This is a genomic window from uncultured Devosia sp. (assembly GCF_913055165.1).
In the GTDB taxonomy this organism is placed as follows: domain Bacteria; phylum Pseudomonadota; class Alphaproteobacteria; order Rhizobiales; family Devosiaceae; genus Devosia.
Map to the genome: position 1 here is coordinate 26791 of NZ_CAJXJS010000033.1, position 12463 is coordinate 39253.

Annotated in this window: 9 protein-coding genes; all 9 read left to right on the top strand. The window is 61.4% G+C overall.

Translation table 11 applies throughout. The annotated features are described in order from the left end of the window. Positions 1-41: 41 nt before the first annotated feature. A complete protein-coding gene (locus QZ564_RS11810; RefSeq protein ID WP_297109797.1) occupies positions 42-1298 on the top strand; it encodes an aromatic ring-hydroxylating dioxygenase subunit alpha in 1257 nt (418 codons plus the stop codon). Next, entirely contained in the window at positions 1295-2428 is a 1134-nt protein-coding gene (locus QZ564_RS11815) for a hybrid-cluster NAD(P)-dependent oxidoreductase (RefSeq protein WP_297109800.1), read from the top strand. Before QZ564_RS11810 ends, QZ564_RS11815 begins: the two co-directional genes overlap by 4 nt. 650 nt (positions 2429-3078) lie before the next feature. Then, positions 3079-4080 carry an ABC transporter substrate-binding protein gene (locus QZ564_RS11820; protein WP_297109803.1) on the top strand — a complete coding sequence of 334 codons (1002 nt, stop codon included), beginning with the start codon at positions 3079-3081 and terminating at the stop codon, positions 4078-4080. A gap of 117 nt (positions 4081-4197) precedes the next feature. After that, a complete protein-coding gene (locus tag QZ564_RS11825) occupies positions 4198-5085 on the top strand; it encodes a proline/glycine betaine ABC transporter permease (RefSeq protein ID WP_297109805.1) in 888 nt (295 codons plus the stop codon). Then, positions 5078-6118: a glycine betaine/L-proline ABC transporter ATP-binding protein gene (locus QZ564_RS11830; protein ID WP_297109808.1), complete on the top strand. Its 1041-nt coding sequence runs from the start codon at positions 5078-5080 to the stop codon at positions 6116-6118. The genes QZ564_RS11825 and QZ564_RS11830 overlap by 8 nt, the downstream gene beginning before the upstream one ends. A 58-nt stretch (positions 6119-6176) precedes the next feature. Then, the gene (locus QZ564_RS11835; protein ID WP_297109811.1) at positions 6177-7838 is read left to right on the top strand and encodes an electron transfer flavoprotein-ubiquinone oxidoreductase; all 1662 of its coding nucleotides are present in this window, start codon (positions 6177-6179) and stop codon (positions 7836-7838) included. 147 nt (positions 7839-7985) lie between these two features. Next, a complete protein-coding gene (locus tag QZ564_RS11840) occupies positions 7986-8465 on the top strand; it encodes a formate dehydrogenase subunit gamma (protein ID WP_297109814.1) in 480 nt (159 codons plus the stop codon). Further along, on the top strand, positions 8462-10015 hold the full coding sequence (locus QZ564_RS11845) for an NADH-quinone oxidoreductase subunit NuoF (protein WP_297109816.1): 1554 nt from the start codon (positions 8462-8464) through the stop codon (positions 10013-10015). Before QZ564_RS11840 ends, QZ564_RS11845 begins: the two co-directional genes overlap by 4 nt. 12 nt (positions 10016-10027) lie before the next feature. Then, a partial coding sequence (gene fdhF, locus QZ564_RS11850; RefSeq protein WP_297109819.1) for a formate dehydrogenase subunit alpha occupies positions 10028-12463 on the top strand: 2436 nt, incomplete at its 3' end.

Consider the following 12463-nt stretch of genomic DNA (forward strand, 5'->3'; position numbering starts at 1 on the left):
GGAGGCCCGGAGTGCCTTGTCTCGGTTGAGGATAAATGGTCATGCTCGACAACGTGTCCACCCTGAAAACGCTCGTCCTGGGGCGGAAGCCAGGCCATAGCCTGGAAGCGCCATTCTACACCTCGCCTGAGGTGTTCGAGGCGGACATGGAGGCCATTTTCTATCGCCACTGGATCTATGTCGGCATTGAGCCTGACGTGCCGGAGCCAGGCGACGTGGCGACCGTCAATGTCGGGAAGGCCTCGGTTCTGATCATTCGTGACGACGACAATGAGATCAGAGCCTTCCACAATGTTTGCCGTCACCGTGGCGCCCGCCTTGTCGGTGAGGAAAAGGCCACGGTTGGCAATATCGTTTGTCCCTATCATTCATGGACCTATGGCCTCGATGGCCAGCTCGTCCATGCGCCGCATATGGGGGCGGGCTTCGACGCGACGTGCAAGGGCTTGAAGCCTGTCCATCTGCGCTCTCTCGAAGGCCTGCTCTTCATCTGCCTGGCCGACAATCCACCGGAGGATTTCGACGAGGTCGCGGCACGCATGGGACCCTATATCGCGCCACACAAGGTCCGGGAAACCAAGATCGCCTACCAAAGCGACCTGATCGAGATGGGCAATTGGAAGCTGGTCATCGAGAACAATCGCGAGTGCTATCACTGCGAGGCCAACCATCCCGAGCTGACTGTTCCGCTCTTCGCCTATGGTTTCGGCTTTGCGCCGGAAGAAATGGACCAACTCGATCTGGAGAATGCCCAGCGCTACGATGCGTTGCGGCAGGCCAGCCATGCCGAGTGGGAAAAACTCGGGCTGCCATCGCGGGAGATCGAGGAACTCGATAGCCGCGTCACCGGCTTCCGTACCGAGCGCCTGCCCCTGGATGGCGATGGCGAAAGCCACACCATGGATACCAGGGCAGCTTGCAAGGTCCCGCTCGGCGCGTTCAGCAGCGCCAAGCTGGGCGGGCTGTCGTTCTGGACGCAACCCAATTCGTGGCACCATTTTCTGGGCGACCACATCGTCACCTTCTCCGCGCTGCCGCTCGATGAAGGCCGGACATTGGTCCGGACGAAATGGCTGGTGAACAAGGATGCCGTTGAAGGCGTAGACTATGACATTGATCGCCTGATCGAAGTCTGGACCGCCACGAATGCGCAGGATTCGGCATTGGTCGGCATGTGCCAGCAGGGAGCATCCAACCCAGCCTACGAGCCTGGCCCCTACTCGCCGAACACCGAGATGTTGGTCGAAAAATTCGTGCGCTGGTACATCTCTCGTATGACGGAATATGTCGGACAATGAAGGTTCTAGAAGGCGGTTTCGGCCCACATGACGAGAAGGCCCCGGCGCTCAGGCTGCCCGACGAGCTATGGGACAGCGAAAATGACGACGCGTTGATCTGCCAGGCGGTCCGGCAGGAGACGGCCGACGTCAAAACCTTCGTGCTTCGCCCCGTCGTGCCGCGCCGCATGCGCTTCCAGCCCGGCCAGTTCATGACCTATGCCATCGAAATCGATGGCGAGGTTATCAACCGTTGCTACACCATCTCGTCGGCACCAACGCGCCCCGATACGTTCTCGATCACGGTCAAGCGCGTGCCCGGTGGTCCGGTCTCCAACTGGCTGCACGACAATCTCGTGCCTGGCATGCAGATCAAGGCGCTTGGCCCCATGGGTCATTTCAGCTGCTATGCTCATCCAGCGGAAAAATACCTCTTCCTTTCCGGCGGTAGCGGCATCACGCCTTTGATGTCGATGGCCCGCACCTTCCACGATCTCGGGGAGCAGGAGGACATCATCTTTGTCCACAATGCGCGCACCCCCGCCGACATCATTTTCCGCGAAGAGCTGGAGATGATGAGCCGGCTGAGCGTCAATTTCCGCTTTGTCCCTATTGTTGAGGGCGTAACCCCGCTCTCGCCGACCTTCGGTCTGCGCGGAAGGTTGTCCGCGCCAATGCTCGAAATGATCGCGCCCGATTTCCGCAGTCGCGAAATCTTCGTCTGCGGCCCTGCGCCTTATATGGCCGCCGTGCGCGAGCTGCTGATCAAATCCGGTTTCGATATGTCCCGCTACCACGAGGAGAGCTTCAACTTCGAGGCCCTGCCCGTGCCAGATAAGGAAGACGTGGCACTTGGCGAAGCCATGCTCGAAGCGGCGCCAGAAGTGAAAACGTTCAGGGTCGAATTCACCAGGACCCGACGCGCCATCGAGGTGCCGGAAAACATGACCGTGCTGGAGGCCGCCAAGCGCGCCGGCATGCGCCTGCCCTCGTCCTGCACTCAGGGCCTGTGCGGAACGTGCAAATCCAAGAAGGTGTCGGGTACTGTCGAGATGAACCACCAAGGCGGCATCCGGCAGCGCGAGATCGATGCCGGAATGATGCTCCTGTGCTGCTCCAAGCCCACCAGTGACCTCGTCATCGAGCGCTAACCAGTGACCTTGGGTCGAGGCGGTCAGCCGCCTTGACCGCTATCGCTGCCACTTGCCGCGTCTGTCACCAGGTCGGTGACGGCGCAATCGTCCCATGAGACAGACAGGACCGTGAGTTCAACCGGCGCCGCGCAGCGGCGCCGGTGTCTGGGCATGTCTCGAAACAACCGGCCTGCCGTCGCAAACATACTATTTTGCCCCTCTCGTGACAGTATGCTCCCTCGTCAAAGGGTATTGTTTGAGTTGCAGCGAGCCGGTTTCCTGCACTCGCTCGCCCTGGCAGTTTGAGCAACAAGAGCGATCGCCGGGCATGCCCACGGTGTTCTTTCAACTGCCAGTCTCGCGCCCGGGCGTATTCAGGCCCGTGCGATTTGCTCGGCGACCAAGCTTGGCTTGGTTGCCCATATTTTCAGTCCACGCCGGCTGTCCCTTGTTCTGATGGGCAGGCCGGTTGTGGAGGCAGTCATTTAATTACAACGCGAAAGGAGACTTTGTGCCCTGCGCCACTGCGCAGGCTCAACAGCAGTCGAGTGGGTAACCAAGAGGGGCTTGCCGGTCGAGGGACAAATGGCTGGCAGGAAAAATGGGTCCCAAATGAAAACTCCCGAGCACGGGAGTTTCACAGCTATCGGAGTTAAGGGAACAACCTGATGAAAAATGTCGTAAAACTGACTTGTCTCGCGATCGGACTGTGCGCTGCCGGACCGGCAATGGCGCAGGAGGAATGCGGTGAAGTCACAATCGCCTCCATGAACTGGCAAAGTGCAGAGGTGCTGGCCAGCTTGGATAAGTTCATCCTTCAGCATGGCTATGGCTGTAACGTGTCGGTTATTTCCGGTGACACCGTTCCAACTTTGACGTCCATGGCCGAACGTGGCCAGCCCGATATCGCGCCGGAAGCTTGGGTGGATCTGGTTCCCGAGGTCGTCAACCGGGGCCTTTCCGAGGGCAAGCTGGAGGTGACCGGACTGGCATTGTCCGACGGCGCCGAGCAGGGCTGGTTCGTGCCGAAATACGTCATCGACGCAAATCCTGACATCGTGACCATCGCCGATGCCCTGAAGCATCCTGAGCTGTTCCCGGCCCCGGAAGAGCCTGGCAAGGCCGCAGTGTTCAACGGTCCCCAGGGCTGGGGCGGTACGGTCGTGACGTCGCAGCTGTTCAAGGCCTACGAAGCCGAAAAGGCCGGCTTCGTCCTGGTCGACACCGGCTCGGCTGCTGGTCTCGATGGCTCCATCGCGCGTGCCTATGAACGCGAGGAAGGTTGGATCGGCTATTATTGGGCGCCCACGGCCATCCTCGGCCGCTACCCCATGGTCAAGCTCAACTTCGATGCTCCCCATGACGCCGACGAATGGAAGCGCTGCAATTCCAATGCGGATTGCCCTGATCCGAAGCTCAATGAATGGGTTGCGGACAAGGTGCTGACCGTCGTCACCTCGGAATTCTCCGAGCGCGTGCCGGCCTCCGTCTCCGAGTATCTCGGTGCTCGCTCCTGGTCCAACGCCACTGTGAATAGCCTCCTCGCCTGGATGACGGACAATCAGGCAACCGGCGATGACGGTGCGCACTACTTCCTTGAGAACAACAAGGATCTCTGGACGACGTGGGTCTCTGCCGAAGCGGCCGAGAAGATCGAAGCGGCCCTCTAGGCTCAATTGGTGAGCCTATCCTAGACGAGACAGCTGGCGGCCCGGAACAGGGCCGCCAGCCCCGGTTGGCCTGTTGAGGGAGCCGCGATCGTATCGCTGGTACGACACGGAATGTTTATGGACTGGTTTTGGGAATTTCCGCATCTGGATGATGACTACCTGCGAATGCTGCGCATGGTCATCGATGACTCCTTCCGGAGCTTCACCCGTGCCTATGGGGATGCCATTCAGCAAGTCTTTGAGCCCTTGCGCTACCTGTTGCTTTACGCGGAATGGGTGTTGCTCAACTCGCCCTGGCCGGTCGTGGCTATGGTCGTGGCCGCTCTGGCCTGGTTGGCCAGCCGGCGCTGGCCGATCGTTCTCGGCACGGTTCTGACCCTCCTGTTGATCGGCTATTTCGACATGTGGGAAGACACGATGCGCACCGTGGCGATGATCCTGGTCTGCACACTGTTGTCCCTGGTGGTCGGCATACCGATCGGCATCATCATGGCTGGCTCGAACCGGGTGCAGAGCGTCGTCAACCCGATCCTGGACGTCATGCAGACGATGCCCAGCTTCGTTTATCTTATTCCCGTGGTCATGCTGCTGGGTATTGGCAGGGTGCCGGGCCTTATCGCCGTGGTCGTCTATGCAATACCGCCGATCATCCGGCTGACCAATCTGGGCATTCGGCTGGTGGACAAGGAAGTGCTAGAAGCCGCGGACGCCTATGGGTCCTCGCGATGGCAGAAACTGCGCAATGTGCAGCTGCCGCTGGCCATGCCCACTATCATGGCCGGCATCAACCAAACGATCATGATGGCTCTCGCCATGGTGGTGATTGCCTCGATGATCGGCGTCCAGGGGCTGGGACAGCCCGTGCTGCGCGCCATCAACAATCAGTATTTCACCATGGGCATGTTCAACGGCCTCGCCATCGTGGGCATCGCCATCATCTTCGATCGCATCAGCCAGGCCTTCGGCAAGCGCATCCAGAAGCACCAGGAACACACCCATGAATGATGCCTCCACCAGCTACGGCATTGAAATCAAGGGATTGTCGAAAATATTCGGCCCCAACCCGGAACGGGTCGTCCCGCTGCTGCAGCAGGGCATGAGCAAGACCGAGATATTGAACAAGCACCAACACGTGCTCGGCCTGAACAATATCAATATTTCCATGCCCGCCGGGTGCATCCAGGTGATCATGGGGCTTTCCGGGTCCGGCAAGTCGACGCTGATCCGGCACATCAATCGGTTGATCGACCCCAGTGTGGGCGAAGTGCTCGTCGCTGGCGTCGACGTGGTCAAGATGTCGCAAACTGAACTCCGGGAGTTCCGGCGGCACAAGACGGCCATGGTCTTCCAGAAGTTCGGTCTACTTCCCCACCGCAATGTTCTGGAGAACACCGTATTCGGTCTTGAACTGCAGGGCGTGCCCAGGGCCCGGCAACTGGAAGCGGCGAACCACTGGTTGGACCGCGTGGGTCTCAAAGGCTTTGAAGACCGCTACCCCAATCAATTGTCGGGCGGCATGCAGCAGCGGGTCGGGCTTGCGCGCGCCCTGGCCAATGACGCGCCGATATTGCTCATGGACGAGGCCTTCTCGGCCTTGGATCCGCTCATCCGCGTGGACATGCAGACCATCCTTCTCGACCTGCAGAAGGAGATCAAAAAGACGATCGTCTTCATCACCCATGATCTGGACGAGGCCTTGCGGTTGGGCGATCGCATCGCCATTCTGCGCGATGGCGAAGTCGTCCAGCAAGGCACCGGCCAGGAGATCGTGCTCAATCCCGCTGACGACTACATCATGGAATTTGTGCGGCACGTGAACCGCGGCAAGGTTCTGCAGGTCAAGACCGTCATGGAGCCCCTGGGCGACCCCGCCAGCCATGCCGATGGCGTCGAAATGGCGGGCGGCACCTTGCTCGAGCAGGCCGTTTCCAACCTGCTTGCGGCCAACAAGACCACGCTTATTGTCACTGGAGACCAGGGCAAGCCGGTGGGAACCGTATCGCTCAACCAACTGATCGGAGCCATGGTTTCACCGTGAACGCACGTCTATGCGCACCGCTGCGGCGCTACCTCCCACTGGCCAGAGGGGCATGATCATGTCGGACAACGCGCTGCCCGAACGCGAAAGCATGGAATTCGACGTGGTTGTCGTCGGCGCCGGGCCTGCCGGGCTCGCCGCCGCCATTCGCCTCAAGCAGATCGCGCCGGACCTGTCCGTGGTCGTGCTGGAAAAGGCGGCCGAAGTGGGCGCCCATATCCTGTCGGGTGCGGTCGTTGATCCGGTCGGCATCGACAGTTTGTTGCCCGGCTGGCGTGACGAAGCCGATCACCCCTTCAAGGTGCCGGTGACCGACGACCAGTTCCTGGTTCTCGGCCGTTCGGGCTCCCTGCGCATTCCCAATTTCCTGATGCCGCCATTGATGAACAATCATGGCAACTTCATCGTGTCGCTAGGCAATGTCTGCCGCTGGCTGGCAGCCAAGGCCGAGACACTCGGCGTCGACATTTATCCCGGCTTTGCGGCCAGCGAATTGCTCTACGATGACGAGGGTGCCGTCATCGGCGTGGCCACCGGAGACATGGGTATCGGCAAGGATGGCCAGCCGGGCCCCAACTATACGCGTGGCATGGCCCTCATGGCCAAATATGTGCTGATCGGCGAGGGCGCGCGCGGCTCGCTGGCCAAGCAACTCATCGAACGGTTTGGTCTCGACAAGGGGCGTCAGCCACAGAAATTCGGCATTGGCCTCAAGGAACTCTGGGAGGTGCAGCCCGAAAAGCACCGGCAGGGCCTGGTGCAGCATTCCTTCGGCTGGCCTTTGGACACTCGCACGGGCGGCGGCTCCTTCCTCTACCATCTTGAGGACAATCTCGTGGCGGTCGGCTTTGTGGTCCACCTCGACTACACCAATCCCTACCTTTCGCCCTTCGAGGAGTTTCAGCGTTTCAAGACGCATCCCGCCATCCGTGAGACATTCGCGGGAGGAAAGCGTCTGTCCTATGGCGCGCGCGCCATTACCGAGGGCGGTTATCAGTCCGTTCCAAAATTCTCATTCCCCGGCGGCGCCCTGTTGGGTTGCGCTGCGGGTCTGGTGAACGTTCCGCGTATCAAGGGCAGCCATAACGCGGTCCTCTCGGGCATGCTGGCGGCCGAGAAAGTCGCCGAGGCCATCGGTGAGGGCAGGGCCCATGACGAGCCGGCAGCGATTGAGCAGGCCTGGCGTGACGGCCCGATCGGCCAGGACCTCAAAAAGGTCCGGAACGTCAAGCCCCTGTGGTCCAGGTTCGGCACCATAATGGGTGTCGGGCTGGGTGGCCTGGATATGTGGATGAACCAGTTGTTCGGCGTCTCCCTGTTCGGCACCCAGCGCCATCCCAAGACCGATGCGGGGGCACTGCGCCCTGCCAGGGACTGCACCAAAATCGACTATCCCAAGCCGGATGGCGAACTCACCTTCGACCGTCTCTCCTCGGTCTTCCTGTCGGGCACAAACCATGCCGAAGACCAGCCGGTACATTTGCATTTGCGCGACCCGGCGCTGCAGAAGACGTCGGAACTGGAGGTCTATGCTGGTCCCTCCACCCGGTACTGCCCCGCGGGCGTCTACGAGTGGACAGAGGTAGAGGGAAAGCAGACCTTCGTCATCAACGCGCAGAACTGTGTCCACTGCAAGACTTGCGACATCAAGGATCCCAACGCCAATATCGATTGGAGACCTCCTCAGGGAGGAGAGGGGCCAATATACGCCAATATGTAGCGGCGGCGGGAGTGAGGCCGAACCAGAAGGCGGACGCTAGGGACGAAATCCGAACCGGAAAACCGCCAGGTCTGAGGATATTTGTGCCAAGTTGAGCCTTGCGGCCTATGAACGGGGTCCGCGGAGGAATGTGGGAGGAATGGCGGCATGACGCTGCAAATGCGTGCCGGCGACATCGCGACAAGGGTCGAGGCGATCCTCGCCGAACTGGCGGGGCTTGAAGGCCCGCTCCTGCCCATTTTGCATGAGGTTCAGGCAACGTTCGGCCATATCCCGTCCGAGGCCCTGCCCATGATTGCCGAGGCCCTCAATATCTCGAACGCCGAGATCCATGGCGTCGTCACCTTCTACCATGATTTTCGGCAGGAGCCTGCCGGCCGGCATGTCCTGAAGCTGTGCCGTGCAGAGGCCTGCCAATCGATGGGTTCGGACCTGACAGCCAAACGGTTGCAGGCCCTTTTGGGGACACAGATCGGAGAAACCAGTCCTGACGGTGCCGTAACCATCGAGGCGGTCTATTGCCTTGGGCTGTGTTCCTGCGCCCCGGCCGCCCTGCTGGACGGCGTGCCGCTGGGCCGGCTCGACGACGAAAAGATCATCGGCATTCTCGAAAAGGTGCGGGCATGAGCACCACCACGATTTTCGTGCCCCGGGACGCAGCAGCGCTGGCCTTGGGCGCAGACGCAGTTGAGCGCGCCATCGCTGGGCAGATCGCGGCGCGCGGGCTCTCGGCAAAAATCGTGCGCAACGGCTCGCGCGGTCTGCACTGGCTCGAACCTCTGGTGGAGGTCGATGTCGCCGGCACGCGGATGGCCTATGGACCGGTCGCGGCCGCGGACGTTCCTTCGCTCTTTGACGCTGGCTTTCTCGATGGCAAGACGCATCCGCTCGCCCTTGGCCCAACCGAAGCCATTCCTTTTCTCGCCCGGCAGACGCGCCTGACCTTTGCACGTTGCGGCATCATCGATCCGCTCTCGCTGGACGACTACCGCGCTCATGACGGCTTCAAGGGGCTGGAACGGGCCATTTCCATGGCGCCGGCCGAGATCGTGCGCGAAGTAACAGAGTCCGGCCTGCGCGGGCGTGGCGGCGCCGGCTTCCCCACCGGGATCAAGTGGAACACCGTGGCAGGCGCAGAGGCCGATCGCAAATATGTCGTCTGCAATGCAGATGAGGGCGATAGCGGCACCTTTGCCGACCGCATGATCATGGAAGGCGACCCCTTCGTTCTGATCGAGGGCATGGCCATTGCCGGGCTCGCTGTCGGCGCCACCAAGGGCTACATCTATATTCGCTCCGAATACCCCCATGCCGTGGCCACCATGCGCGCCGCCATCGACCTTGCGCGCAGTGCCGGCGTTCTGGGGCGATCGGTGCTGGGCTCCGGCCACACGTTCGATATCGAGGTGCGCGTTGGCGCCGGCGCCTATGTGTGCGGTGAAGAAACGGCGCTGCTCAATAGTCTCGAGGGCAAAAGGGGCATTGTGCGTGCCAAGCCACCCTTGCCGGCACTCAACGGCTTGTTCGGCAAGCCCACAGTGGTCAACAATGTCATCTCGCTGGCCTCCGTCCCGGTGATCCTCCACAAGGGGGCGGCCCACTACCAGCATTTCGGCCTGGGCCGCTCACGCGGAACCATCCCGATCCAGATTGCCGGCAATTGCCGCCATACGGGGCTGTTCGAAGTTGGCTTCGGGCTGACGCTTCGGGAGATCGTCGACGACATTGGCGGCGGCACCGCTTCCGGCAGGCCGATAAAGGCCGTGCAGGTGGGCGGTCCCCTGGGCGCCTATTTTCCGCCCCAGCTCTTTGATACGGTCTTTGACTATGAAGCCTTCGCGGCGAGGGATGGACTGGTGGGTCATGCCGGCATCACCGTGTTCGACGACAGTGCCGACATGCTTCAGATGGCACGCTTCGCCATGGAGTTCTGCGCCATCGAGAGCTGCGGCAAGTGTACGCCCTGCCGTATCGGCTCGACCCGCGGGGTCGAAACGCTGGACAAGATCGCCCGCGGGATCGATCGCGAGAAAAACCTCGAACTGGTGGCAGACCTCTGCAACACTATGAAATTCGGTTCGCTATGCGCCTTGGGCGGCTTTGCACCCTATCCCGTGATGAGCGCCATCACGCATTTTCCGGATGACTTCACCCCGGCCCGCTCCGCGACCGAATAGGAGATACGAACCATGGCTCTCGTCAAGGAAATCGACTTCGGCACCCCGGCCTCCACTGCGGAAAAGACCGTGTCCCTCTCGATCGATGGCTTCATCGTCAGTGTCCCGGAGGGAACCTCGGTCATGCGCGCGGCCATGGATGCGGGCATATCGGTGCCGAAGCTTTGCGCTACCGACATGCTCGACGCCTTCGGTTCGTGCCGCCTCTGCCTGGTCGAGATAGAGGGTCGCAACGGCACGCCGGCCTCCTGCACCACGCTGGTCAGCGAGGGCATGGTTGTCCGGACGCAGACCGAAAAGCTCAAAACCCTGCGCAAGGGGGTCATGGAGCTCTACATCTCCGACCACCCGCTCGATTGCCTGACCTGCGCAGCCAATGGCGATTGCGAGCTTCAGACCCAGGCGGGCGCCGTCGGCCTGCGCGATGTGCGCTATGGCTATGATGGCGACAACCACGTCCAGGCCAAGCGGGGTGACGAGAGCAATTTCCGCTACATGGCCAAGGACGAGTCCAACCCCTATTTCACCTATGATCCTTCCAAATGCATTGTCTGCTCGCGCTGCGTACGGGCTTGCGAGGAAGTGCAGGGCACCTTCGCGCTGACCATCGAAGGACGCGGCTTTGACAGCCGGGTCTCCGCGGGTATGCACCAGTCGTTTCTGGAGAGCGACTGCGTCTCCTGCGGGGCCTGCGTCCAGGCCTGCCCAACGGCAACCCTGACCGAAAAGTCTGTCATCGAGATCGGCCAGCCCGAGCACTCCGTCATCACCACTTGCGCCTATTGCGGGGTAGGGTGCTCGTTCAAGGCCGAGATGCGGGGTGACGAGGTCGTCCGCATGGTGCCCTGGAAGGACGGCAAGGCCAACCGGGGGCATTCCTGCGTCAAGGGCCGGTTTGCCTGGGGCTATACCACCCACCAGGACCGCATCCTCAATCCCATGGTGCGCGAGAAGATCACCGATCCATGGCGCGAGGTCAGCTGGGACGAAGCCATCACCCATATTGCCAGCGAGTTCCGGCGGATTCAGAGCACCTATGGCAAAGGGTCGGTCGGGGGTATCACCTCCTCGCGCTGCACCAATGAGGAGACCTATCTGGTCCAGAAACTGGTGCGTCAGGGCTTTGGCAACAACAATGTCGATACTTGCGCCCGCGTCTGCCATTCTCCCACTGGCTACGGATTGGGCCAGGCTTTCGGGACGTCTGCGGGCACCCAGGACTTCGACTCAGTTGAGCATACCGACGTGGTGCTCGTCATCGGCGCCAACCCCGCCGCCGCCCACCCGGTCTTTGCCTCCCGGCTCAAGAAGCGCTTGCGGTCTGGCGCCCGGCTGATCGTTGTCGATCCCCGGCGCACCGAAACAGTCCGCTCTCCCCATGTCGAGGCCGATTTCCACCTGGCGCTGCAGCCCGGCACCAATGTGGCCGTGCTGACCGCGCTGGCCCATGTCATCGTCACCGAAGGCCTGTTCGACGAGGCCTTCATCCGCGAGCGCTGCGACTGGTCCGAATTCGAGGACTATGCCGCCTTCGTTTCCGATCCGCGCCACAGCCCCGAAACGAGCGAAGCCCTGACAGGCGTGCCGGCGGATCTCGTGCGCGGCGCTGCTCGTCTGTATGCCCGCGGTGGCAATGGATCGATCTATTATGGCCTGGGTGTCACCGAGCACAGCCAGGGTTCCACCACCGTGATGGCGATCGCCAATCTCGCCATGCTGACCGGCAATATCGGCCGCCCCGGCGTCGGCGTTAATCCCCTGCGCGGGCAGAACAATGTGCAGGGCTCATGCGATATGGGCTCCTTCCCTCATGAATTGCCCGGCTATCGCCATGTGTCGGGCGATGCTGCGCGGGAAACCTTCGAAATGCTCTGGGGCGTCAAGCTCGACCCCGAGCCGGGCCTGCGCATCCCCAACATGTTCGACGCCGCCATCGAAGGCAGCTTCAAGGCACTCTATGTCCAGGGCGAGGATATCCTTCAGTCCGATCCCAACACCAAACATGTCTCGGCCAGCCTTGCCGCCATGGAATGCGTGGTGGTCCACGACCTGTTCCTCAACGAGACCGCCAACTACGCTCATGTGTTCCTGCCCGGCTCGACCTTCCTCGAAAAGGACGGCACCTTCACCAATGCCGAGCGCCGCATCAACCGGGTGCGCAAGGTCATGGCGCCGCGCAATGGCTATGCGGATTGGGAAGTCACCCAGAAGATTGCCCAGGCCATGGGGCTCGCCTGGAACTATAGCCACCCCTCCCAGATCATGGACGAGATCGCCCGGGCCACGCCGAGTTTCGCAGGCGTCTCCTATGAGCGCCTCGATGCGCTGGGGTCGGTCCAATGGCCCTGCAATGATGCGGCGCCGGAGGGGACACCCGTCATGCATATGGACGGTTTCGTACGCGGACGCGGCAAATTTGTGCGCACCGAATATGTGCCGACCGATGAG